The sequence below is a fragment of the Paenibacillus tritici genome, assembly GCF_013204885.1.
GTDB lineage: Bacteria > Bacillota > Bacilli > Paenibacillales > Paenibacillaceae > Paenibacillus_AQ > Paenibacillus_AQ tritici.
Genome location: NZ_JABMKX010000006.1, coordinates 29,105 through 54,049, shown reverse-complemented (window position 1 = coordinate 54,049; position 24,945 = coordinate 29,105). Strand labels below are relative to the sequence as shown.

17 protein-coding genes and 1 pseudogene are annotated in these 24,945 nt (G+C 51.6%); 9 read left to right on the top strand and 9 right to left on the bottom strand.

Annotated elements, in window-relative coordinates:
- Positions 1-5: 5 nt before the first annotated feature.
- Positions 6-761 carry a PIG-L deacetylase family protein gene (locus tag HQN87_RS11825; RefSeq protein WP_173132751.1) on the top strand — a complete coding sequence of 252 codons (756 nt, stop codon included), beginning with the start codon at positions 6-8 and terminating at the stop codon, positions 759-761.
- Between the two features lie 78 nt (positions 762-839).
- Here the strand turns inward: HQN87_RS11825 and HQN87_RS11820 are convergent, their stop codons facing one another.
- Positions 840-1,682 (bottom strand): GNAT family N-acetyltransferase, encoded by an 843-nt coding sequence (locus tag HQN87_RS11820; RefSeq protein WP_173132748.1) that lies wholly within the window; start codon positions 1,680-1,682, stop codon positions 840-842.
- Positions 1,683-1,826: 144 nt separating this feature from the next.
- On the opposite strand from HQN87_RS11820, the gene HQN87_RS11815 reads away from it, so the two are divergent.
- On the top strand, positions 1,827-2,864 hold the full coding sequence (locus HQN87_RS11815) for an asparaginase (RefSeq protein ID WP_173132745.1): 1,038 nt from the start codon (positions 1,827-1,829) through the stop codon (positions 2,862-2,864).
- Here HQN87_RS11815 and HQN87_RS11810 read toward each other — a convergent pair.
- A pseudogene (locus tag HQN87_RS11810) lies at positions 2,861-3,335 on the bottom strand (histidine kinase dimerization/phospho-acceptor domain-containing protein); the annotation flags it as partial. The gene HQN87_RS11815 and the pseudogene HQN87_RS11810 overlap by 4 nt on opposite strands.
- 190 nt (positions 3,336-3,525) lie before the next feature.
- On the opposite strand from HQN87_RS11810, the gene HQN87_RS11805 reads away from it, so the two are divergent.
- Entirely contained in the window at positions 3,526-8,139 is a 4,614-nt protein-coding gene (locus HQN87_RS11805; RefSeq protein ID WP_173132742.1) for an S-layer homology domain-containing protein, read from the top strand.
- Between the two features lie 217 nt (positions 8,140-8,356).
- Complete coding sequence (locus HQN87_RS11800; protein WP_173132739.1) at positions 8,357-8,923, top strand: hypothetical protein; 567 nt, start codon at positions 8,357-8,359, stop codon at positions 8,921-8,923.
- A gap of 444 nt (positions 8,924-9,367) precedes the next feature.
- Here HQN87_RS11800 and HQN87_RS32970 read toward each other — a convergent pair whose 3' ends face one another.
- The 5 genes from HQN87_RS32970 to HQN87_RS11775 all read right to left on the bottom strand — a co-directional run bounded on the left by HQN87_RS32970 (position 9,368) and on the right by HQN87_RS11775 (position 19,073).
- Positions 9,368-10,198 carry a cupin domain-containing protein gene (locus HQN87_RS32970; protein WP_173132736.1) on the bottom strand — a complete coding sequence of 277 codons (831 nt, stop codon included), beginning with the start codon at positions 10,196-10,198 and terminating at the stop codon, positions 9,368-9,370.
- Between the two features lie 102 nt (positions 10,199-10,300).
- On the bottom strand, positions 10,301-11,155 hold the full coding sequence (locus HQN87_RS11790) for a methyl-accepting chemotaxis protein (protein ID WP_173132733.1): 855 nt from the start codon (positions 11,153-11,155) through the stop codon (positions 10,301-10,303).
- A gap of 38 nt (positions 11,156-11,193) precedes the next feature.
- Entirely contained in the window at positions 11,194-16,620 is a 5,427-nt protein-coding gene (locus tag HQN87_RS11785; RefSeq protein ID WP_173132730.1) for a diguanylate cyclase, read from the bottom strand.
- Positions 16,621-16,632: 12 nt separating this feature from the next.
- Positions 16,633-17,808, bottom strand: coding sequence for a small-conductance mechanosensitive channel (locus HQN87_RS11780; protein ID WP_173132715.1), 1,176 nt, complete (start codon positions 17,806-17,808; stop codon positions 16,633-16,635).
- A 155-nt stretch (positions 17,809-17,963) separates the two neighbouring features.
- Positions 17,964-19,073: a winged helix DNA-binding domain-containing protein gene (locus tag HQN87_RS11775; protein WP_367272708.1), complete on the bottom strand. Its 1,110-nt coding sequence runs from the start codon at positions 19,071-19,073 to the stop codon at positions 17,964-17,966.
- A 137-nt stretch (positions 19,074-19,210) separates the two neighbouring features.
- Between HQN87_RS11775 and HQN87_RS11770 the strand changes: the two genes are divergently transcribed.
- The 3 genes from HQN87_RS11770 (at position 19,211) to HQN87_RS11760 (ending at position 21,260) form a co-directional block, all read left to right on the top strand.
- Positions 19,211-20,182 (top strand): sugar phosphate isomerase/epimerase family protein, encoded by a 972-nt coding sequence (locus HQN87_RS11770; protein WP_367272707.1) that lies wholly within the window; start codon positions 19,211-19,213, stop codon positions 20,180-20,182.
- A gap of 44 nt (positions 20,183-20,226) precedes the next feature.
- On the top strand, positions 20,227-20,652 hold the full coding sequence (locus HQN87_RS11765; RefSeq protein ID WP_173132709.1) for a VOC family protein: 426 nt from the start codon (positions 20,227-20,229) through the stop codon (positions 20,650-20,652).
- A gap of 203 nt (positions 20,653-20,855) precedes the next feature.
- The gene (locus HQN87_RS11760; RefSeq protein ID WP_173132707.1) at positions 20,856-21,260 is read left to right on the top strand and encodes a CBS domain-containing protein; all 405 of its coding nucleotides are present in this window, start codon (positions 20,856-20,858) and stop codon (positions 21,258-21,260) included.
- A gap of 92 nt (positions 21,261-21,352) precedes the next feature.
- Here the strand turns inward: HQN87_RS11760 and map are convergent, their stop codons facing one another.
- Positions 21,353-22,099 carry a type I methionyl aminopeptidase gene (map, locus tag HQN87_RS11755; RefSeq protein WP_173132705.1) on the bottom strand — a complete coding sequence of 249 codons (747 nt, stop codon included), beginning with the start codon at positions 22,097-22,099 and terminating at the stop codon, positions 21,353-21,355.
- Positions 22,100-22,280: 181 nt separating this feature from the next.
- On the opposite strand from map, the gene HQN87_RS11750 reads away from it, so the two are divergent.
- Both HQN87_RS11750 and HQN87_RS11745 read left to right on the top strand, forming a co-directional pair.
- Positions 22,281-23,345: a CgeB family protein gene (locus HQN87_RS11750; RefSeq protein ID WP_173132703.1), complete on the top strand. Its 1,065-nt coding sequence runs from the start codon at positions 22,281-22,283 to the stop codon at positions 23,343-23,345.
- Between the two features lie 59 nt (positions 23,346-23,404).
- On the top strand, positions 23,405-24,511 hold the full coding sequence (locus HQN87_RS11745; RefSeq protein WP_173132701.1) for a glycosyltransferase WbsX family protein: 1,107 nt from the start codon (positions 23,405-23,407) through the stop codon (positions 24,509-24,511).
- Here the strand turns inward: HQN87_RS11745 and HQN87_RS11740 are convergent.
- Positions 24,495-24,812 (bottom strand): hypothetical protein, encoded by a 318-nt coding sequence (locus HQN87_RS11740; RefSeq protein ID WP_254075466.1) that lies wholly within the window; start codon positions 24,810-24,812, stop codon positions 24,495-24,497. The genes HQN87_RS11745 and HQN87_RS11740 overlap by 17 nt on opposite strands.
- Positions 24,813-24,945: the final 133 nt, after the last annotated feature.

The following is a 24,945-nucleotide window of genomic DNA, read 5'->3' as shown; positions in this document are numbered from 1 at the left end:
GGAATATGGATGTATCGACAATATCGGCACTGATGTCACCGCCCGACCTATCAGACTGCCGCAAGGTGTTATGTATTCAGCCGCACCCGGACGATAACGAAGTGGGCCTCGGCGGCACGATCGCCTCCTTCGCGGAGAAGGGATGCGAGATTCATTATTTAACGGTCACGAACGGGGATCTGGGCGCGGTGGATGAGCATCTGTCTTCAGCTGAGATTGCAGCGATCCGTGCACACGAACTGGAAGCTGCCGGACGGTCGCTGGGAGCCACGGTGTTCCACCAACTGGACCATGGAGACGGTACACTGGAGCATATTCCGGCGCTCGCGGAAGAGATTGCCGAGATCATCCGCACCGTGCAGCCGGATGTTATATTCTGTCCTGATCCGTGGCTGAGCTATGAAGCGCATTATGATCATATTGTCACGGGCAGAGCTGCCGCCCAGGCCTTCCTCTCGTCCGGACTTCCCCTCTATCCCAGAGGGACAAGCACCCGGCCTTGGCAGCCGAAGGCGATAGGCTTCTACTTCACCTCAGAGCCGAATACGGTTATTGACATTACCAACCACTTCGAGCGGAAGTTCGACGCCATGGCTCTGCACCGCAGCCAATTCAGTGAGGAGATGCTGGGCTTGTACCGGATCTACTTCCATGAGCAAGGCCGCCAGCTTGCCGAAGGCAAGGGCTTCGGGCTGGGCGAAGGACTGAAGGTACTGTCCCCGCTGCATCTCCACTGCTTCGTGGAGGCTCGGAAGATCTAGAACTATTGCAGCTGAGCGGCGGTACAAAGAAGAGCTGTCCCACAAGCCATGATATGGCTGGTGGGACAGCTCTATTTGTTACTCAGCCAACCGGTAGTAGGGAATGTTCAGCGACGGCTTGAAGCCCAGCTTCTGCGCCAGTTGATAAGATCCCTTATTCTCCAGCCGGCAGCCCCACACCGGCTCCAGTCCATGCTCCAGACAATAGTCGATGAGCGCACAACATACGGAGAAGGCGAACCCCTTGCCCCGGTGGCCAGCTGCCGATTCAATTCCGATCTCCAGCTGATCCGCTGTACGGTAAGCGGAGAATGCACTGGAGGCCTTCTCCCCCTCCCAGAGCAAAGTGTAGCCCATGCCTGAATTGCGGAAGTGTTCCGCATTCCGCCAGAAATAACGCGGAATCACCGAACCTGCCTGCTCGTCGAACCCCTCACCAGTCATCTGAACAATGACGGCATCCTGCCGGAATCCTTGCTTCTTCGCTCTATGGTAGACCTCCTGATCAAACGTAAAATTCACCCGGGTCTGGATATCAATCCTCCGCTTATCAGACGCTTGAAGATTCGGATCTGCCTTAGATAACAATGCGTTATGCTCAGTGACCGTGGACTCCAGCAGCTGCTCCCAGCCTCCTGCCGGATCAGCCTGCAGCCATTCCACCGACTGCCGGTTCCCTGTCTTATTCGTCATATAGTCCGATAAGCTCCGGTTAAAATCCTCATTGCCCGAATCCCCGTAAAGCAGTGACATCCCAAAATCATGAGCCACATAGAAGGTACGCGGGTTCTGCACAGAGTCCACATAGACCTTGCCCGTAGTCTGCCCGCCCAGCACTCCTCCGGCGAATAGGGTGTTGATCTTCACTTCACTTAACAGTGGCAATGCCAAGGCATAGTCCTGGTTATCTAACTTCTGCATTCTTTTTCCTCTTTTCTTGGAGATGAATATATGTATTTCCACTTATTATACCTAACTATGTCACGCTTTGAGGAATGAATGTTATAATACATTCAATGTCACTCCAGTACCTTCAATCTGATTCAACCTGAAAGGAAACGATCTATGCTGAATACCATACCAGAAGTGAATTTCACCGCTTCCCCTTATTATAATCCCGGCCTCAAAAATGTGGTCATTCTGGCAACCGGCGGAACCATTGCCGGCAGCGGAGAAGCCCACAAAACCTTGAATTACGAGCCTGGAGCCTTGCCCGTGCAGGACCTGCTGGATAGCGTACCTCACCTTGAACGGCTTGCCAATTGTGCAGGCGTACAGGTCAGCAATCTGTGCAGCGCTGATATTACCAGCGGGCATTGGCTTACCCTGGCTGCATATATTAACACGCTTGCCCTCCGGGAGGATGTGCACGGGTTTGTTATTACCCACGGCACCGACACGCTGGATGAGACCTCTTACTTCCTGAACCTGGTGATCAAGACCGACAAACCGGTAATCATTACCGGCTCCATGCGTCCGGCTACCGCCATTAGTGCAGACGGCCCCCTCAATCTGTATCAATCGGTAGCCCTTGCGGCGAATCCGGATGCTACGGGGCAGGGTGTGATGGTTGTCTTCGCAGAAGGCATCTATAGCGGGCGCGATGTGCAGAAGGTGAACACCTTCAAGGCCAATGCCTTCGATGAGCGCGATTTCGGCTGCCTGGGCTACATGCGTGACAGTCATGCTTTTTTCTACACCCGCACCCTTAAGCGGCATACGACTGCAACGGAGTTCGATGTATCTGTCATGACAGAGCTTCCCGCCGTATCCGTAGCTTATTTCCATGTCGATGCCGATCCCGGCATCCTAGACTATCTGGCCACGATCTCCAAGGGGATTGTGATTGCCGGTGCAGGCGGAGGCATCTACAGCAAGCCTTGGATTGATAAAGTCGGCGAACTGAAGAACAATAATATCCCAGTGGTCCGCTGCTCGCGGATCTCCAGCGGAATCACACTGAAGGACTCGTACATTGACCTGTCCGCCAATTCCATTCCATGCAACAGCCTGGTGCCGCAAAAAGCAAGAATTCTGCTCTCCCTGGCACTGACACAGACCACCGGCTACGACGAAATTGCTGCAATGTTCAACGAATATTAAACACTGCCGGAAGTGGACGGGAACTCAAAGGTGAAGACAGCACCGCCCTCCAGGCGGTTCCGGGCGGTAATCCTTCCGCCGCAGCGCTCTACAATGGCGCGTGCGATGGCGAGACCCAGCCCGGATTCCCCCTGCTTCCCTTTGACGAACCTGTGAAACAGCCTCGCTCAGCAGCTCCTCAAGATCTGTTGCCTCCGCCTTGTAAATATCCTCTTCACTGTCCAGCTTGGCCAGCAGCGTCATTTCACTGACCAGATCACGCAACCGCCCGCCTTCACTCTGGAAAATATCGAGACCTTTACGGACTCCTTCCCCTTCAAAAATACCGTCTCTAATCCCTTCCGCATAACCTGCTATCGACATCAGCGAAGATTTCAGCTCGTGGGATACATTCTGGAAGAACTGCTTCTGAACCCGTTTAAACCGGTGCAGCTCACCGGCCATTTCATATACCGTTTGGGCAACAGAACCATCAAGTACGCGAGAAAATGTGCTTTGTCCCCTCAATACACGATCCAGATGTCCTCAATATTCCGCATCTCTCCCGAAATTTTCTAAATATCTATGCAAAACTCTATTGATCCATAAATTGTTTAACTATATAGTAGAAAAGGTGCTTTTGGATAAGTTTCCATATTATAACTTGAAAGGGGAATTAAGATTGAAGAAGAAAAGATGGGTGAGGCAAATTTCGTTGACTATCACAGTTCTTATGCTGCTCACACAGCTCAATGGATTGGTATTTGCGCAAGACAAGAAAAAGAGCTTTATGGATATTAAAGGCCATTGGGCTGAAAAAGCTATCGGGGAATGGCTCGACAATGGATATATTCAAGGCTACAACGATGATAGCTTTCAACCCGGGAAGCAAGTCACCCGTGCGGAGTTCCTGGCCTTTTTTAACCGGGCATTTATACCGGATGCTCCTGTTGACGGCCCGGCCAAAAGCTTTACGGATGTCGATGAAACGAACTGGTTTTACAATGATGTTATGACCGGTACACGACTCGGTGCAATTACCGGTTATTATGACAACAGCTTCCGACCAGACGGCGTCCTCACCAGGCAGGATGCGAGTGTAATGATCAGCCGATTCTTGGGGCTGGACGTACTTACCGATGAAACAGCACTTCATACATATAAAGATTATACGCAAGTGGCTGCATATGCTCAGAACAGCGTAGCGGCCTTGACAGAACTTGGCATTGCCCGAGGCAATCCGAAGGGGCAATTTGAACCGGTGCACAGCATCACAAGAGCTGAATCTATCGTTATGCTGGATAATGCGTATCAATTGATTCACGGGCAAGCAGGGATTATGGGTAAAATCTACCATGATGGCACTCCGTTGGCTGGAGCAGTAGTTACATTCACGCGCACAAATGAATATAAACCACTCGCCCATACAACAACTGATGACCAAGGCTCATTCACAGCTGAGCTTAAGAGCGGCAGTTATAATCTGACAATCTCCTCTAACGGTCAAGTGGCTGGCCGCAGCAAGATCGTTGTCCGTGAACACTTCAAAAGCTACATCAAACTTGCTAGTGAATCCGGCCAACTTGTGGCCGGAACCCTGCAGGACAGTCTGGGCTCTCCGCTAAAAACAGCCGATTTGGTCTTTGGCCCAGCTCCTGCCTTCTACACCTCAACAGGAGATCAGGGGCAATTCGTAATACGGCTGCCGCGCAGCAGCAAGTATGACATCCTGTATCCTTCCGAAAGTGGGCTTGTCAGTCTGGGTTCCATTTCCACCACTTCTGATGGAAGTCCGCTTAATCTTGGAATTCTGAAATTTAATGCAGCTAAACCTGCTGTGGTCTTCCCTCCAGCAGGCAGTCCCAGCTCCGGCGGCGGTGGAAGCGGCAATTTTTCTCCTATTGCAGCACCCGTCAAGCCTTCCCTGGCCTTGATAGGCGACAACGGTGTGCTGGAATTGAAGGTGGACAAGACTGATCCATCCAACACCTACAAGTTAACCCAGAAACAGAATGGGACTGTTACGCAAGAAGTATATAAGCTGAATGTAACCGAATCAGTACAGATCGCTAGACCGGAAATTTCCGGGCTTTACAGCTATACAGTTACAGCCACCGGCGAAACAGGCCTAAGCGCTGAATCCAATGCAGTGAATTATATGGTTACAGCTTCCGGTTCCGGCGAGGTTGGAACGGACAGTGATATGGATGGTCTTGATGATGAGCTAGAGCTGCGGCTCGGAACAGACCCCCACCATGCTGACACGGACAGAGACGGATTGCCAGACGGATACGAATACTACATCACAAGCTCCTCTCCACTGCTAGCGGATACAGACGAGAACGGCATTCCCGATGCGGATGAAGATTTGGATCAAGATGGGCTTACGGCTGTCGAAGAATACCGACTTGGAACAGATCCAGCGCTGGCCGATTCAGACAAAGATGGACTGAATGACGGTGCTGAAATCAATAAGTACAAGACTGATCCTTTGGCATGGGACACGGACGGAGACACACTAATCGACGGCGATGAAATCATTCTGGGACTAAATCCGCTACTGAAAGACAGCGATGGCAATGGAGTCCCCGACAATGAGGAACAAGTCGAACAGTCAGTCAGTACAGAAAATATGGACGGCAGCTTGTTGACCCACAATGAAGCAGTGCCTTCGTTGCAAGTGAAGACTACAGGTAATGTGAACCGTACAGTTTTGCTGCAGGAATACCAAGGTACCGGGTTTGGGGACAGCCGAGCGATTGTAGGCAAGCCCGTCCGAATCACCGGTGCTGATTTTGACGAAGCTGCGCTCAGCTTTTCATTAGGCCAAGACAGCGGGATTTCCAGATCGTCCGCTGCCGGACCGGATGGCAATACCTTGCTGATTTCCCGCTATACAGAAGATGGCCGGACAGTATATTACGAGACGGATTACGATCCAACCGCAGGTAGCTTGTCGGCCACCATTGATACGGCGGGTACTTATTTTGTAATGAATGTAAGCGATCTGTTTAGCGAACTTGGATTATCGCTGCCAGAAGCACTGGATGAGAGCAGAGATACGCCAGCTGTAAGCCCCACGTTCCGTTCATTCCGCAACCCGCCAAGCTTCACGGCCGAGCAGCTGCACTCTATGGACAACCGCAGTACACCAGAAAGAACTGTCGTATCCGCAACCTATGAAACAACCGAAGAATCGGCAACTGTAACCGAGGATATTTATATGGGTCTTCCATTACGTTCTGCATTTAGCCTGAAGACCACTTCTCTTGCAGGAACAGCTGGGCAAGCGGATATTGTCTTCATTATTGATACCACCGGCTCTATGGGCGATGAAATTCTTAATGTTCGTAATAATGTGTCAGCCTTCGTAGATGTTCTAAAAGCGCGGGGCATCGCTCCTTATCTTGGCCTTGTGGAATACAAAGATATTGAAGACGATGGAATCAATACCACTGTGGTTCATAAGAACGGTACCCGCAACTGGTTCTCGGATATCGAGCACTACAAGACCACGATTAATGCTCTAGATGCAGACGGTGGCGGTGATAATCCGGAGAGCGCAGTCGACGCCCTGGAAACAGCCCGCCTTCTGGACATGCGCGCAAGTGCAGAGAAATTTTTCATCCTCATTACGGATGCGGAATATAAAGCAGGCAATCGTTACGGCATTACTTCCATGGCAGAAGAAATCGAGCTGCTGAAAGGGCAGAAAATTAACGCTTCAGTAGTCACCTCCACCTGGGTTAAAAATCTGTATAGTAACCTATATACTGAAACTGGCGGAATCTATGCAAACATTAATGGGGACTTCTACCAAGAGCTGTTGGCCATCGCTGACAAAATCGGAGAAGTAGTGGATGAAGGTGTCTGGATTTACCTAGACGGGGCCATTCCCATTGCTACCAAAGTAGATGTTTTGCCGGAAGATGCCGATGAAATGGTGGATACGGATACCGACGGCATTCCGGATATTAAGGAACTGGCCAGTGTCGTTCCCGTCGAAAAATTTGATTTGGACGGCATTATCCGCACGTTGACCAAAGGCAGTATCACTGATACCGACTATGGAGTCATCAAAGTCTATCCTTGGTTCAGCAATCCAGGTAAAGAAGACAGTGACGAAGACGGATACATGGATAGTGAAGACTTGCTACCAAAAGTCACATTCCGTACACCGACTATTCTGCTCCATGGCCGAGTGGACAATGTTTTTGACTGTTTCGGCGTCGAAACCAATATGTATGATGCGGATAACCGGACTAGTCTGAACAACCACTATGGCAGCAGTATGTCCCTCGCATCGGGTGCAGGTAAATCTTTCGACTATACCAGTTATGTGGCCCATGAAATCAGGGGAATCTTTAAAAGTACTGAAGATGAAAAACGTCCACAAAACCTGGGTTATGAACTGGAGCGGAACGGCTATCTCAGCAATAAGAACTTATTTGCCTTCAGCTATCCGAATGAGGATATGGTCTACCTGAATGCCGGCAGACTTGACGGTTATATTGACAATCTGGCTGCCCACATGGCTGCTGGCACGGAAGCCGGATACTTTTATGCAACCAAAGGCCAGCTTGAAAAAGGCCAGATTGATGTTAATCTGATCGGGCACAGCATGGGCGGGCTGGTCTCCCGTTATTATATTGAGAATATGAACGGAGTAAACAACCTGAGCCGACTGATTACAATTGACACACCGCATTTCGGCAGCGGATTGGCTGAAATTTCCGAGTATTCTCCTCTGTTCAAGCCCTGCGACGTTGACCTTGACCCTACCGGAAAAATCTATGGTGGTGAAGGTTTCGACAATGAGGAGAAATGGTATTATAACGCTAAAGCAAACTACGCGGTCACCCATCAGTCCGCCCGACTGCAAACAGAGAATGCTCCAAATCATAAATACAATTTTATTGGCGGATATGATGATTTTGCACCGCAATTCCTGCCAGCTGCTCTTAAGGACCGGACACTGACATTTACTGTTATTCCGGACAATAGAAGCTTTGAGGCTTTCAGGAACAGCATCGCAGAAGGATTTTACGACTCGTTCGGCTACCGGGACAGTATTGACTTTACCTTCACCCAGATCGGGGGAGATAATGTTGTGAATAATCAGAGCCAGCTCGGTATCCGCTTTGATTCAGATGGTAATCTGACCGGTTACGTACCTAGCCAGCGTTCAGCGATGTCAATTGACACCTTCTGGGGTCATAATCCGTATGCCAATTTCCACGCGCAGAACCAGCACAGGGCAGAGACAATAGAGCAGGTCATTACCTATCTGCAATAATGTAGTAACGAATCTACCGCTTAAATTCTGCAACTTTAGGAGACTACCTATGAGGCCTCTCTTGATCCAGATTATACTTAACACCCTAACGATCATTTTGTTTGGAATAGGTTATTTCACCTTCAGATCCAAAGAATTGTATTCGGGACCACATTTTATCCGGCTGTATTATCCGCTAGCCGTCTTGCTTAGTCTGATATTTTTTTACCTACTGAACATGGTGCTGTTCAAAAACGGGCGAGTTAGCGGTCTGGCAGCTGCCGGGGGCTCCATCTTATTCACGATTATGTTAACCATGCTCTGCAATCACCTCTACGGCAGCATCCTGAATGATTATTACCGCTCCACTCCGGCACATAATCTGCTTCAATTAGGTGAGTATAGCAAGCTCAAGGGGAACTACATTACCTTGTTTAAATCTTTGCGCACTCAGGGCATCCGCCCCCGTACTCTCTCAACCGGCTATGCTTCCGGTGCAGAGAAATATGATACGCTTAGTCAGGATAGTGCCCAGTTCAAGGATGTCCTCTACCTGGTGAATGGCGAGACTTATCTGATCTATAACTGGACCCTCCATGAAACGGAGGCCCTCCTCCCGGGGGAAGAGGTGTACCACCAGGGGTTGCACTATCTGAAGAACCAATCTTCCCAAAGGGCATCTGAACTTCAAGGTGAAGCTGACAGCTATTGGCTCAAAGCACGAAACATCATCATCTCTTACGGCCAGGATGATTATTCGGTCAAGTTGTATCCAAAGGGTGGAAAGATCATTTTCAGAGAATAAGAATTAACCTGTCAATCAAATAGATAGAAGGGATTGATGTGGCTGAAGAGGTCGGGACTCCGGTAGCGGCATCCCCGGCCTTGCCTTTCAATGAGGGGTCAGGCTCTGCTACCCCAGCCCAAAAACGGCTACGCCGTCCTTTAAAGGATAGCGTAGCCGTTTTTGCGTGACATGCCGATGTTCAGTTAGGCGCGGATACAGCGGATAAGGATAAATGGCTGCCCGTGCTCCGCCTCCTTGTAACAAGCAAGTGGATAAACGTATCTTAAATTCCCGTTTTATGAGTAATTATAGGAAGCAAGTGGATAAACAGCATCTAATATTGTTCCTTTTCGCTACATGGGGTGGAACTACCGAAATTAAGTGTTGTTTGTCCAACTGCTGTTGCAGCAAGGGCGATTCATCCATCAGCAAGTGTTAAAAATCCAACTAATTCCGTCTCAGTTAACGGCGCGGGTACAGCGGATAAGGATAGAAGGCTGCGGCCGGCTGCTGGGCTGTGTAAGACGGCATACTTTTGGCGGTGCTGATGGTGCTGGCGTTGTTGGCGTTGTTGGCGTAGCTGCCATTATTCGCATTGTTAGCACTATTGGCGTAGCTGCCGTTATTTGCATTGTTGGCGTAACCCGCGTTGTTGGCGGTGCTAGCATAACTCGCGTTGTTGACGTTGTTAGCATTGTTCGTGTACATTGCTTCCGGCATTGCCGCATTAGGCATCATTTGTGCATTTGTTGCAGCGGTACCGGCGACGGCGCAGCCCGGAGGCGGCCCCAGAATAATGGATTCCTTAAGCGGAGCCACGGCCTTGGCGTAATCCTCTTCATTGATGCAATAAGCCTGCTGGATAACCTCCTTGGGGACCGCACGCAGGAAGTCTGAACCATACACAATATCAGGTGTCGGCGCATCGAAGATCGTCAGGAACTGGGCATGCTCGCTCTCGGCCAGAATCCAGTGGAACCAACCCTTCGGGAAGACGGAGATTTGTCCGGCCTTCAGATGGTAAGTCATCAGCTTCTGGGTGAACGGATCGAACACAGAGGTGATCAGCTCACCGCTGATCACGAATACCATCTCTGTCACATTAGTGTGCCAGTGCGGCTGGACAATATATCCTTTGCTCATGCGGGCATTGAAGAACCCGTTGCGGATAGCGGGCAGCTGCTCGCCAAAAAGCTGTGTAATGTAATTGTCTGCATCCCGCTTATAATTAAGTACCTGGTTTGAATCGGCAGCAAGCTTCAGGTCCGGTGCCTGCAATACTGGATCAAGCATTGTACATTCCTCCTCATCACTGAATGAGCCTATAGCATCTGGGCATTCGTCTAGATACTCTATGCCAGCGAGGAGCAATTTGACACAAGTAACCGTTACGGCCTAGATCAGCCGCGCGATACTCTCAATCTCAACAGCTGAAGCAGCAAGCTGCTGCATGGAGGCGGTGATCTCCTCTGTAGCGGCGGCCTGACGTTCACTTTGGGCCAGACAATCCGTCAGTACGGCATCCATCTGGTTAATCTTCTGCTTGATCATCTGCAGAATGCCGGCGATATCCTTCGCTGATGAAGCGCTGGATACCGACATTTTGCGGATCTCCTGTGCGACGATGCCGAAGCCCCGTCCATGCTCAGCCGCATGAGCCGCTTCGATAGCAGCATTCAGCCCCAGCAGGTTGGAGTTCTCCGCCACCTTGCGGATGAAATCCAGAATCTCATCGGTCTGCTGCAGATCCTCTACCACCTTCTGGCCCAGCACCTTCAGATCACCTACGGTATTCGCCAGCTCCGAGGCTGTTCCCGCAATCTCTACCGAGGTCGAGCTGATCTCATCGGAGGTCACAGCCAGTGCATTCGCCGCTTCACTGAGCGTCTCCTGATTACTAAGGCTGATTCCGACCGTGAATACACCCATTACCGCCCCGTTCCGGTCACGGACCGGCATGGATGAGGACTTGAACGGTATCCCGTAGACTTCTTTGGGGATAGTGGCGCTGACCTCTTCTCCACTCTCCAGCGCTGCCCGGATTCCCCCGCTCGGCGGAATGGGACTTCCATCCCCGACCCGGGCATGGAGCTCTTTGCCCGGCAGATGATAGATGAACTTCTCCGCATCGGTTAAGGCAAACATCACATCCAGCGGAAAAAGGCGCTGCACCAGCGGCAGAGATATTTGTAGAGCCTCCAGCAGCTGGCCCATTTCAGTTTCGGTATCAGTTTCGGTTTCGGTATTCATTGCTTCAACAGCTCCCCAATCATATTTATGTACCCTTCTTACCGCTCGAACAATGTGACACAGTTGCGGCCCTCCGCCTTGGATTGATACAGCGCATCGTCACCCAGCTTGTAGATATCCTCCTCGCGCAGTCCGTCCACGAGTACGGCGGCTACGCCGATGGAGACGGTAATTCTGCCGTATTCCGGGCTGAGATCATGCTGAATCCCCAGCTCCGCGATGCTCCGTCGGATGGATTCGGCATACTCCCGGGATTGGGACGGGGTGAACCCGGCAACCACAATGCCGAATTCCTCACCGCCCAGACGGAACGCGACTCCCTCAGCCCGTTCAGCCAGCTCCTTCAGTACCTGACCTACTCGCCGCAGTACGGTATCTCCTTCGTAATGTCCATATGTATCATTGAATTTCTTGAAATAATCAATATCAAGCATCAGATAGGACAGATATCTTTTGCCTGCCGCCGCCTTGTCTACCTCGCTGAGGAAAAGCTTATTAAAGTATCTGCGGTTATACAGTCCGGTCAATTCATCGGTAATCGAGATTTGCTCAATCAGTCCGATATATTTGCCCAGCTCCTCATTGTTGAACTCCAGCTCCTTCGTCCGTTCCGCCACAAGCTCCTCCAGATGCTCCTTATGGCGCCGCAGCTCCTCCTCTGCCTTCTTGCGCTCGGTAATATCCTTGACAGTTCCCTGAATCGCCGGCTTGTCCAGATATGTCATCCGGATCACCTTGTGGATAACGATGACTTCACGGGTCTTGTCCTTATGCAGCAGTCTGGTCTCGTACTCTTCAGGCACCTGCTTGCCTTCGACTCTTCTGGCATAATAATGCATCACCTTCTCCCTCTCCGGGGGACTGATGAAATTCTCGAAGGGCTGCTCCAGCATCTCGTCGGTCTTATATCCCAGCATCTGTGCCAAGGCCTCATTGACGTACACACACCGCTTGCCCTGGGTAACAAAAACCCCGTCCTGCAGATGGTTGACCAATTGACGGTATTTCTCCTCCGAACGCTCCAGCTCCGTATACAGACTGGCATTCTCAAGCGAGAATACCATCTCTCTGGATAACAGATTAATAATCTTCATCCGCTGCTCGGTGAACACACCAGTGACCAGATTATTCTCCAGATAGATAATCGCAATCGTCTTATTCTGATTAATCAGCGGCATACAGACCATGGACTTCGGCTGCTGGCTCACAATATAAGGATCATTCACGAACGGAGTCTCTGAATACGCATCATTATAGATCAGGCTCTCCCGGGTCTCCTCCACCTGTCTGAGGATGGCAGCAGGCAGATTATCCAGACTCGGGGACTCATGAATCGCTACAGAGATTCTATCCGTATCCGCCTTATACTCCCCTTCGACCAAAAGATTCGCTGTAGAGGTCATAAGGATACAGCCCCGCTGCGCTCCGGCGTTCTTGATGACAATCTCCATCATCGCTTCCAGCAGGTTGTTCAGCTCAATTTCTTTGGAGATCGCCTGTGAGGCCAGAATGATGGAATTCAGATCAATGCTCTCCGTATAGTCCGTCACTGTCCTGCCGTGCAGGAACTCCTTAGTGCTGATTTTCTGGACGATGGACGGGTAACGCTCCTTGATGAACCCGATTTTCTCCTTGGCCCCCCAGACCGAATAATAATATTCGGATTGTCTGAGCAAATAGGCGGCGAACTCATTGAAGCCCTTGTCCACATAGAATCTGGCCGCCAGCTCATTAGAGAGTGCCTTATAGCGGATGAAGCTCCCCTGCTCGCTGGTCTCAATCGCAAGGTCATAGTAATGTCCTGCCCGGCTCCCGTTCCCGGAGATTCTGGCCCATTCGGCTCTCATCAGATATTCATGCTGGAGGAAGGTCCCCGGCGCATTCCTGGCCCATTTGCGTACCCTGCCGAATTCCTTGCGCATCCTGGACCTGGCCTTCCGTTTGCCGTTTATACTCAATTCCTTATAGGCATAGGCCTGATTCAGGAAGCTATAGAGCGCGAATTCCTCCATAAAAGCAGAACCGGCCAGTGTTCCGATAATCGGATAAGCCCGGTCAATATACTCCAAAGCTTCATGGTGCTGCTCATAATGGAACAGCAGCTTCATTTTGTAAATATAATAAATCGCAATTCCCGAGTAATAACGGGCCTCCTGTAGCTCACGCAGATAGGCCTCTTCGCTGAAGGATTCACTGTCGAAGGAAGTGCGCTCTGGCAGCTCACCCGCAAGACTGAGGAAATACTGGCGCGCCAGCCGGGCTGTAGCAAGGGATTCCTTATATTTGGTGTTCTCGATCATCGAGATCATCCGGGTACTCTCCTGGAGCTGGGCCGGGATATCCATCGACGGGTTCCAGAGATTCACATAGAATGCAGAATGGGCCAGATAGAGCAAATCGCCTGTGCGCAGACTGGCTTCAATCGAGGTGCCGAACCAGTCCTGAAGCGTATCCCAAGGCTCCGTCCAGGCGTGGCTGAACAGCGTATACAGGACATGCGCCGCTCCTTTCCACTGGAGATCATTGAACTTGTCATTAATTCTGATGCCCAGACGCCCATAGGCGAAAGCACCCTTCGTATCCCCGAAGCCGGACAAGAGCATCGCATAGCCGATAAAAGCAAGGGCCGACTCCGGCGAGTTGCCGTATTTCAGCGTCAACCCCACCTTCTTCAGCACCACGAGGCCAAACAGCGAAGTCTCCCCCGAGATGAACGCCGGCGGAATGAAGTTAATCAGCAGCCGCATAACCAGCTTCATGTCCCGGTCCGTCATCTCCGGCAATGCAAATATCGCTTCCGGCGTTCTGCCCCGCAGCGCGGCCTTGATGACGAGCAGCTCCTTAAGAACAGAGGCCATTCCCACCTTGGACGGAATCTTAATCCCCAGCACCAGCAGGCCCCTCCTGCCTGAAGCAATCGACTCGGGCATCATGCCCAGATACATATAATGATTGGCCTGCATTTCATAGATTTCCGCGATAGCCATCCGGTCTGCAGTATGCTCCAGCAGCAGACGGCAGGCCTGATCAGCCTGAGGAATATGGTGGGTAAGATAGCTGCATTCCGCATACAATCTGTAGATCTCCGCTGCCAGCCCCGGGTCTGTTATCCATGCATTCTCCGGAAGCAATTCAATTGCCGCTTCAAGCAGGATGAAGGCTGCATCATAACCATACCCGGCCTTGGCCTTCTGTGCTGCACGCAGATTCAGGGCGATGACCTCATTCGTCTCCGCGCTGTCGCTGATTAATTCCAGCCCTTTGTTCATATGGGTTGCGATATCTACAAGCTTATCCTCCACCTCTTCCTCTCCGAGATTGCGCAGCAGGAGCCGGCCGATACTAAGATGCAGCCTCTTCCCCCGTTCCGCATCAAGCAGCTGGTAGAAGGCCTGCTGAATCCGGTCATGGGCGAATCTCAGCCGGATGCCTGCCTGCGCCGCCTCCGCGCCGGATTCAGCCAGTGTAGCGGAGAATATCGCATATTTATGGTCTGCCGGGAGAATGAACTCTTCCTGCACCGCCCGGGTAATGGCCGCGGCAACTCGCTCCGGCTGTTCTTCACCGAGTAGGGTCAGCATTCCGTAGTCAAATTCACTGCCGACCGCTGAGCTAAGCATCAGGATGCTGCGGACCTCCTCCGGCAGATGCTCCAGCTGTCCGACCAGGAAATCCACCACACTGTCATGGACGGGCAGCTCCTCCAGCTTTTGCAGATTCCAGCTCCATTCCCCGTTCAGCTTGTCGAAATAAAGTTCCCCCCGTTTATGCAGGTCCTTCAGCATTTCTGTCAGGAAAAAAGAATTGCCCTTGGACCGTTTGTACAATAGTCCGCTAATATCCTGAACCCGCTCCATACTGCTGTACAGCGTGTCCGCCACAAGGCTTTGTACATCGTTCTCCTTCAGCGGCTGCAATTGAATCTGGCTGACCTCGCGTTTCCGATTCATTCTGGCCATTGCGTTGAACAAGGGATGACCTTCGTGAATCTCGTTCTGCCGGTAGGAGCAGATTACAAACAGCCTCTGCAGATGGTTATCCAGCACCAGCTTCTCCACCAGCTGCAGGCTGGAGTAATCCGCCCACTGGACATCATCCAGGAAGAGGACCAGCGGCCTGTTATGATGCGCTGTAATTCCCTGCACGAAGTTGGCAAAGGTCAGGAAGAAGCGGTTCGTCTCCTCGGCAGGACTCAAAGGCTCCGCTTCCGGCTGGACTCCGATCCAGGCGGCAAGCTCCGGGATTAATCCGGTGATCACACCGCCATTGCCGCCAAGTGCGCGCATTAAGGAACGGCGGACTTCACTCTTGTAATCCTCATCCGGACTCTCCAGGAGCTGGCTGACCAGTCTGCGGAAGGCCTGGATGAATGCACTGTACGGGATGTTCTTATTGTATTGGTCGAACTTCCCTTCTGCGAACAGCCCCTTCTCCCGGCTGATCGTCCGGTGCAGCTCATGAACCAATGCGGTTTTGCCTGCTCCCGCATCCCCGGAGACGAGCATCAGCTGTGAATTCGCTTTGACGCTGCTGCGGAATGCCTCCTCCAGGCGGGAGAGCTCCTCCTGCCTGCCGACAATCTTTTGCGGAATGCGGAAGGTGTTCAGGCGGTCCTCCGTTCCAATCACGAAATCCTCCTGCCCTGCCAGACATTTCTTCAAATCGGCCTTGATGCCGTGAGCGCTGCGGTACCTGTCCTCCGAGGACTTCTCCATCAGCTTCATAATAACGGCCGACAAGCCTCGGGACACTCTGCCTCCGGTTACTTTGTGGGGGGAGACTGCCTCCTTCGCAATAATAGAATAGATCTGTTCCAGCATCTCGGGTGAATGATACGGCATGATTCCGGTCATCATCTCGTACAGCACGACACCCAGGGAATAATAGTCACTCCGGTAATCAATATTGCGGTTCATCCGGCCGGTCTGTTCAGGGGAGATATACAGTAGACTGCCTTCCAGTACTCCGCTGTTCTGGAAATCCCTCCTCTCCCTGGACAGCTTCACCGCAAGGTCGAAGTCAATCACCTGTACAATATCCTTCTCCCGGTTCCAGATAATGTTGGACGGCTTGATATCCTTGTGGATCACATTCTGCTCATGAATGGAGCCGAGAATATCCACAACCTTGACCGCCAGCTTCAGCAAGGCCTCCTCCCCCGGCTTGTCTTCCGCCAGAATCCGCTTCAGTGAACGTCCGGCGGCGTCCTCCAGCACCATAACATAGAGACCGTTCTGCTCTTCGAGCTTCAGGGGCCGGATGACTCCTTCTGTTCTGCGGCTAAGCTCAGTAAGCAGCTTATATTCCTGTTTGAAGCGCATCACCGCTTCGGTTGTAGCGAACTCCGATTTTAACACCTTGAGAATGACCGTTTCTCCAGAGGAAGCCCCGCTGCATCTGTATACTGCCTTTATAGGATGATCTGAAATGGTCTCCAGAACCTGATAGTTGCCATTAGCAATCATTGTACTCCACCTTTAGCCTTGTTCTCCTTGTTCTCCCGTAACTTCAATATCGGCGTCGAATTTAAACACATATGCGGCAATCAGCCAGATAATCCAACAATTAAGCCCAAAGAACAGATAACCGAAGTACCCCAGAAGCGGCATCTCGGAGAAAATGTGGAACTTGTCCAGATAAGGCACGGAATATTTCCAGTAATTCGGATTGGTAGGAGCATCATCATGGAACCACTCACTGCCGAAGTTCCAGAACTCCCAGAAGAAGCCGTTGAATACGGTAGCCAGCCCCACCAGGATCACTTTGGACCAGTCGCCGTTCTTCACCGGAGTGAAAGGAGTCCAGTACCCAACAAGCGCCATTGCCGCAGACAGCATAGGAACAAGCGCAACCCACAGCACCCAGAACAGCAGGTACGGATAATAGCCCATGCCGAACGCGAGAATTAGCCCGAGCACATAATACACAATCAGCCACGACCGGGACATCTTCAGCTTGGGGCCATGGCTATAGCGGCTGCGGAACAGACGGAAGGTCTTGAGAAGCAGGTACCATTCAAAGATGGCCGGAAGTACGGTGGTATAGGATAAAGAGAACCAGAACACATTGCCGAAATTCGAGAACACTTCATTATTGGGATAATACCAGTTCTCCAGGACGAAGAAGTTCAGGTATTCAAAAGCAAACCAGCTGAAGCACGATACCACAGCCAGCAGCTGCATCACCCGGGGCTTGCGCGATATAATCGAGGCCCCCTGATTTCTTTTGTATACGAAGCCGTCAAGAATCAGAATAAAGGACCACCACAGGGGAACAAATGTGTAATGCTCCAAGGAGATAAACAGCTTAACCCGTGCCCACATCAGGAACCAGCTCAGCACAAACACCGGCAGACTCCACCAGAACCATACCGGGAAAGGCGTAGGCGCTCCCGCCTTCCGGGGCGCTTCCGCCGTCTTCTTGAAGCCAAACCAGCCGGGAAATACCAGAACCAGCGTAATGATCAGAGCCACAACACAGGCAAGGGAGAAATACAGCAGGCTGAACCCCGGGTCAGCTTCGACCCTTTGGGCAGGGAAATCTCCGTAACCGGGCGGCAGGCCCTTCCATTTCGCCAGACTCCCGAATAAGGGAAGCAGAAAGATCAAACCAAAGGTTACGATCAAAAATAATGTCTTTTTCCATGTTTTCATTGTGCACAACCCCGCTTATGTATGTAGTAGAAAAGTCGAAATTTGTTGATATTCGCTAGTATTCGCTAACACTCCAGATTATTCCTGCTGGCGGCACACAAAAAGATGCCCCAGGCGCCTAGTTTCATGGCGTATGGAGCATCCTGCGCAGTTATTCAGGTTACTTCGAGATATTCAAGCCTGGTTAAGGGCAAATTCAGAAAAGCGGCGTAACGTTCCGCGGCCTGCCGCACCCCTTCCTGAGCCAGAAGATCCAAGGGGGCAAATGTAGAGATTTGCAGTTCCACCCCTTTAGTCTTGATCGTCCGCTTCCAGGTCCCGGCTACCCGCCCGTCAACCACCACGATCGGCAGAAAAATTCCGTTATTGCCCGGCACAATCAGCGGCGCTGTCTCCGGTTCCAGCACGGCACTCCGGTCTTTGTAGCCGAGGATGAATTCATCGAATCCGGCCAGCAGATGAACGCCTGCCCGTGCGGCAGGTAAGGCTGCGGAAGCCGGATCAGATAACGGCTGCCAATATTCGCTGCCGTCCACCATCTCCGCTTGCAGGCGGCTTCGCACCGCCTCCAATCCTGCTCTTGCATCCGTCAACGTCAGTCCGGCCCACCAGGCGAAGTCCTGCACAGTGGCTGGCCCATGCGCTGTGAAATACGTCCCGGCCAGCTCGGCCAGTGACTCTTCGAAGGACAGCTCACGCGAATGCTCCACCCATTCGTCCAGCAGCACGAAGGTCTGCTGCTTGCCGCTGCGCGGACCGAAGCAGATCAGTCCGTTGTACGCGCTGTGCCACAGAATATGATATCCCCGCTGGCCGGTTGTATCCATGCCCTGCTCCTCCAGCAGCTTCAGCAGCTCAGGACGCGGAAGCTGCCTTCCCCCCTTCAGTGCATGATAGATGATCTTCCGGCAACGCTCGAGCTTCTTGTCGTCGAGGCCGAGCTGGGTCAATCTGGATGCCGCCTGGCGCAGAATCCTCGGCGCGCAGAGCTGAAGCATCCACTTGGCATTCTCAGGCGGAACGAAATGAAGCGTCCCGCGCAGCGTCCAGGTCAGCAGCAGTTGCCTGCCCTTTATAGCCTGCTCCACCTGCGGCAATCCGGCGGAGGGAGTGCGCAGACCGACAGCCCAGACCGCCTGCATATAATCCTGAGCCTGCATCGCCCCGAACAGCCTTACCACCTCCCCGGGCTGAAGGGGGGCAGACCCAGACCCCTGAATCCGCTGACGGACCAGCCGCTGACCGGCAATATGTTGTATAGTCACAGTGATCCTCCTCTGCTGTATCCCAGACTTGTCTTCAGTATATGGAACGGCTTGACTGCTGTCTATCTTGAACAGCCAGGCAGGTAAACACTGTATCCTGGCGAATTAACATTCTCAACAACATATTTGAGTTTGAGGTGAATGACTTGCAGCAATTCATGATTGGTCAGTATGGAGAATTTGACTACAGTAAATTTCATAAGGATTTCAAGACCGGATTCTACGGTATCGAGGCTTGTTCTTTCAACACAGAGGAAGATTGCAGCAATCTGATCGCCGAAGCGAAGAAACACAATTTCCATACCGGTGTTCACTTTCCGCTGCGAGCAGATGCTTCACGGCTGCGCGACGCCTTGTTTCTCTCGCAAGATGAGCATGAGCGTGCCGGGGCATTCCAGCATATTCAGGAAGAGCTGGATTACATGGTCAAGCTCCGTCCAGAATATGTATTGTTTCATTACCCGAAGCCGGTCATCCTGGATGACCGCGTGGACTGGCGTTATTGGCGGTTCGGTGACCGCAGAGAGTATATATATGAGAGTGAGATCTCTCTGGAAGATCTGATAGAGCGCAGTGAGCATCTCTTTGAATGGCTTAGCCGGAAGAGTCTTGAGTATCATTTCCAGCCTATTCTGGAATTCGACGGACTGAGTAGTTATGTTTATAATCATGATTTCCTGGAACAGCTGTTAGTGAAATATCCCGGCATTAAGCTATGTCTGGACACTGCCCGGCTGCATCTGCAGGATAAGCTTGACCCCCATTTCGATGCCCGGGCACTCCTGAGAAAATACACCAAGTATGCAGCACTGATCCATCTGTCGAATATTCAGGTCAAGGACACCGTCCAGCACAGCCACTATCCGGCATTGCCGGAATTAAGCCCCGCAGACGGCTGGGCTCCGGTTGAAGATTATCTCCGCATCATCCGAGAGGAGAACAGTGAAGTGAAGATCCTGTTCGAGCACCGCTCAGACCTCATCTTGGCAGAGCAGCTGGAGCAGTGTTATGCATGGGTGAACAATATTTTAACTGCCCCATCTAAACCTTCCCCCGCTCCCGGCGCCCCCGGTATATTTGTAAATGGACAGGCACATGATACAATGTGACAATAACGAGCTTGCCTTAATTTGACACTAGAGGAGTGACGTATGTGGCAATTGATGTGTACTTGAATTTCAATGGCAATACCCGGGAAGCTGTAGAATATTATGCTGAAGTATTCGGGACAGATGCCCCGCATATTATGACTTTCGGCGAGGCTCCGCCCGATCCGTCCCACCCTCTGCCGGAAGAAGCCAAGAGGCTTGTAATGCACGCCAGACTGCAGATTGCCGGCAGTACGGTGATGTTCTCCGATGTGTTCCCCGGCATGCCGTTCAAGGAAGGCAATAATATCAGCCTGACGCTGATGGATGCCGATGAAGAGAAGATTACCGGGTGGTTCAACAAGCTCAAGGAAGGCGGTACAGTAAGCATGGAGCTGCAGAAGACCTTTTGGAGCAATACCTACGGTAGTCTGACGGACAAATTCGGTATCCAGTGGCAGCTCAGCCAGGACAACGGGCAGAACGGCTGATCCCCCTTAAGCATATCCCTGCTGCAAAAGACTCTCAGGATATGTCTGCTCTCCCCTTGGGAGGGCGGCATATCCTTTTTGATCTTCCTCCCCAACCAGTTTATTTCAAAGTTGTAACCTGAATTTTAATGCGCTTACAACATGTTCTATGTTTTAATTGTAATAACGTTATGAACACATCCTACTGAAAAGGAGACTAACTTATGGAAATATCCTCTTTTTTGCTGCCCAAAGATCAGGTGGCGTTCATCACCTCCTCGATCTCCATGCGGGAAGCGCTGGAGCAGCTGGAGAATCATTATTATTCAGCCATTCCGATTATTGACGAAGCAGGCAAATATGTTGGGACCTTGTCGGAGGGCGACCTGCTATGGAAACTGAAGACCACCGATGGCATGAGCTTCGAGAATATGGCCGGGGTGACCGTAGGCACCATTCAGCGTCATGTGCATAACGAGAGCGTAGAGATCCACTCGCAGATGGAGGATATGCTGACCCTGGCCGCAGACCAGAACTTCGTTCCTGTTGTGGACGACAGCGGAATCTTCCTCGGCATCATCCGCCGTAAGGATATCATTGAGTACTACACACGGAATATTACCGATTAATTCAAGGTGAACCTTGCAGCAAAGGCAGGACTGTCCTCCACGGACGGCCCTGCCTTTGCTGTGTCAAGCTGATCTGTATCCCCGATAAGTGATTACAGCTCTGTCAAAATAATCGTCCCCTGCGGCGTTACCGCCAGCGTATGCTCATACTGTGCCGACAGGCTTCCGTCAATCGTCCGCGCTGTCCAGCCGTCCGCATCCACTTTGGTCCGGTAGCTGCCGGTATTCAGCATAGGCTCAATGGTGAATACCATCCCTTCCTTGATCCGCGGGCCTTTGCCTGCGGGGCCGTAATGTGGCACCTCAGGCGCTTCATGCATCTCGGAGCCAATCCCGTGACCGATGAAATCACGGACTACGGAATAGCCGTTTGACTCGGCGTACACCTGGATGGCATGGGCTACGTCACCTATGCGGTTACCGGCCACAGCCTGCTCAATGCCTTTGAACAGGGACTCCTTGGTGGTCGCCAGCAATTTGTCCGCCTGTTCACTTATCGTACCCACGCCATAGGACCAGGCTGAATCCGCGAGCCAGCCGTTCAGGTTGACAACCATATCAATCGTTACAATATCTCCATCCTTCAGCTCCTCGTGCTTGGGGAAGCCATGGCAGATGACATCATTCACAGATGCGCAAGTGGCATAAGGGTACCCGTGATAGCCTTTTTGCTCCGGGGTAGCTCCCTGAGACAGGATGAACTTCTCGGCAAACTGGTCGATCTCCCAGGTGGTAATCCCCGGCTTAATCATTTGAGCGATCTGCCGGTGGCATTCAGCTAATATTTTACCGGCGGCACGCATCTTCTCAATCTCTTCCATCGTCTTCATAATGATCATTAATTTCGCCTCTTCTGTACAGAATCCATTACTCACTATAATGGCTCTTGGTTTTGAATGGGTAGTGCTACTCTATATTATGTTAGAAAACCGCCAAAAAACCAAATTCAATCTGTAAATTGTAGCAAATTTCCTGCTTTCTCATAAAATAAGACAGTGTAAGGAGGGATTTCGGCAGCGCATGAACAAAAAAACGAAACACCGTATCAGAACCACCGGCAAAGCCATTCGTCTGCATCCCAGATCCCGAAAGCTTATTGCTCATACGGTAATCCGGGCACTCAAAAACATAAATACAAAGCAACAGAACTTATCCGCTGATCTTCCTCAGCCTGCCAGGGCTGTGGAGTTCAAAAAACTGCGGGTTCTGCTTGTATCCGCCATGCCGGGAGAAGAACTGTGGCAGACTGAACAGCTGATTGCCGACCAGTTCAGGCTGCTCACCAAAGAAGTAATAGCCATTAAGGCATTCCAGAGCTTCTCTACAGCACTTGCCCAGCTCAACCCGGATCTGCTGCTGGTCGTCGGAAGTGATACAAGCTTCTCGGATAATGATCTGGAGGTGATCCGCAGAGCCAATCTCAAAAAGGCTATCTGGCTCACCGACAGCTCCGGCACGAGCAGCTCAACCGGGCGCCTGACAGCTCTGTTTAACTATGTCTTTACGCAAAATATGTATCATATCCCGTTTTATCAGCACTCCGGCAGCAATTCTGTTCTGTATCTGCCTTTTGCAGCGGACCAGAACCTGTTCCTTCCAAAATATGTGGATGAAGCTTACCGCTGCGACCTGCTGCTGCTTGGCGACGCACTTCCAACCGGTATAGTCTACCTTCATGAGCTCTCTCCTCTGCTCAGCGGTTGTAAGGTATATGCAGCCGGCCAAGGCTGGGAGGATCATCCCGGGATTATCCCGGTGGCTCCTGGTGCAGAGCTGCAGGATTATTACAATGGCGCCGAGACCATTATCCACTGGGGGCAGCCGCCGCTTCGTGCTTTTCAAATCGCTTCCTGCGGGGCTGTCCAGCTGGCAGAGGATCATCCCAATCTGTATGCATATATGAATCCGGGCGAAGACATCATCACTTTTCACACCAGGCAGGAACTGAGCGAGAAGCTCCGCTACTATCGAAATCACCCGGAGTCCGCAAGGGCGGTGGCTACCCGCGCCTTATGGAGGAGCACCTATGATTACTCATTTATGCAAATGGCGGCGAAACTGCTGCATACTGTTTTTAACAGCTAAACGTGGAGTCTGCAACCATAAACAGTGATTACCTGCAGCAGAATGGGGAGGGAAGTGGATTGAAGCTCATCGCTTTTTTATTGCCGCAATTTCATGTCATTCCCGAGAACAGCCTGTGGTGGGGAGATGGCTTCACAGAATGGACCAACACCAGGAAAGCTGTCCCGCTCTACTCAGGACATCAACAACCTAAAGAACCATTGGAACAGTATTATTATGACCTGACGAACGCTGCAGCGAGAAACTGGCAGGCAGAAGTAGCCAAAGCCTACGGCATCTATGGTTTCTGCTACTACCATTACTGGTTCAAAGGCAAGCTCCTTCTGGAGCAGCCGTTGAAGCATATTATGACATCCGGCAAGCCGGACTTTCCGTTCTGCCTCTCCTGGGCGAATGAATCCTGGACCCGCAAATGGGACGGCGGAGAGCATGAAGTGCTGATCCGCCAGGAGTATGGAGACGAACAGGATTGGGAGAACCACTTTTATGAACTGCTGGACGCCTTTAAGGATAAGCGTTATATCCGCATCGGCAACAAACCTTTATTCATCATCTATAGACCGGGGAATATTCCCCGCTGCGAAGAGATGCTGCAGTTCTGGAATACCCTTGCGCTGCAGAATGGCCTGGACGGTATTTATTTTGTCCGCACACTGGGCGGTTTCGACATTCCGGGCCAGGGCGGCTTTGATGCCAATGTGGAATTCGAGCCGCACTACACCTTTGCCCACGGCAACACAGAGCGCCTGTGGAACTACATGATCATCGACGGTCAGGAGCATCTCGTCTTCGACTACGACCAGGTCTGGTTGTCAATCCTGAGCCGCTCTCCCCACCGGAACGGAGGCAAGATATTTCCGGGAGCCTACGTGAACTGGGATAATACACCGCGGCTGGGCAAAAGGGGACAGAGCTGTATAGGGGCTTCGCCGCACAAGTTCGGCTGGTATCTCACGAAGCAGATCCAGCGGGCCAGAACCCTGTATCAGAGTGAGTTCCTCTTCATTAACGCATGGAATGAGTGGGCTGAAGGCGCCTTTCTGGAACCGGACCAGCAGCACCGGTTCCGTTATCTCGAAGAGGTCAAGAAAGCGCTGGAACAGACAGGAAGCCTTTCTTCTGTGCATTCTGGAGCCAGGCAGCCTGTATTTACGCCAGATGAATAGCCAGGCTCGGTGTCCCGCTGCTGACATCAATAAAAACAACATAATCCAGACCATCTGTGCCCTTTAGCACTAGCCCCGGCTGATTCGGCACCGGCAAGGTATAATGTCTGACCTGCTGGATTGCTGCCACGCCTGCTGGTAAGGCAGGCTGGTTACTGGCTGACAGCCGGCCGGTCGCCAGCACATTTCCGCCTGCATCGACATCTCCTCCGGTTGCCAGGCTGTTGACAATGGACTGGTTGCCGTTGATCTGCATATCTCCCGAAACGGTTTCATTGCCGACAACGTTTAAGGCCCCCATTATTGTTTGATTTCCGTTAACCTGCAGATCCTGCTGAATTGTCTGATTCCCTGTGACAAGTATGCTGTCGAAGGTTGGCAAGGCTATCATCCCTTTCAATTAGTGATACTATACTATATGTAATAATCAGTAG

Excerpts from the sequence above, each read along its gene's own strand:
- HQN87_RS11740 (WP_254075466.1), bottom strand. The coding sequence starts at position 24,812 with ATGGGGGCCTTAAACGTTGTCGGCAATGAAACCGTTTCGGGAGATATG.
- HQN87_RS11800 (WP_173132739.1), top strand. The coding sequence starts at position 8,357 with ATGGTGCTGTTCAAAAACGGGCGAGTTAGCGGTCTGGCAGCTGCCGGG.
- HQN87_RS32970 (WP_173132736.1), bottom strand. The coding sequence starts at position 10,198 with ATGCTTGATCCAGTATTGCAGGCACCGGACCTGAAGCTTGCTGCCGAT.
- HQN87_RS11815 (WP_173132745.1), top strand. The coding sequence starts at position 1,827 with ATGCTGAATACCATACCAGAAGTGAATTTCACCGCTTCCCCTTATTAT.
- HQN87_RS11825 (WP_173132751.1), top strand. The coding sequence starts at position 6 with ATGGATGTATCGACAATATCGGCACTGATGTCACCGCCCGACCTATCA.
- HQN87_RS11760 (WP_173132707.1), top strand. The coding sequence starts at position 20,856 with ATGGAAATATCCTCTTTTTTGCTGCCCAAAGATCAGGTGGCGTTCATC.
- HQN87_RS11785 (WP_173132730.1), bottom strand. The coding sequence starts at position 16,620 with ATGATTGCTAATGGCAACTATCAGGTTCTGGAGACCATTTCAGATCAT.
- HQN87_RS11750 (WP_173132703.1), top strand. The coding sequence starts at position 22,281 with ATGAACAAAAAAACGAAACACCGTATCAGAACCACCGGCAAAGCCATT.
- HQN87_RS11790 (WP_173132733.1), bottom strand. The coding sequence starts at position 11,155 with ATGAATACCGAAACCGAAACTGATACCGAAACTGAAATGGGCCAGCTG.
- map (WP_173132705.1), bottom strand. The coding sequence starts at position 22,099 with ATGATCATTATGAAGACGATGGAAGAGATTGAGAAGATGCGTGCCGCC.
- HQN87_RS11780 (WP_173132715.1), bottom strand. The coding sequence starts at position 17,808 with ATGAAAACATGGAAAAAGACATTATTTTTGATCGTAACCTTTGGTTTG.
- HQN87_RS11820 (WP_173132748.1), bottom strand. The coding sequence starts at position 1,682 with ATGCAGAAGTTAGATAACCAGGACTATGCCTTGGCATTGCCACTGTTA.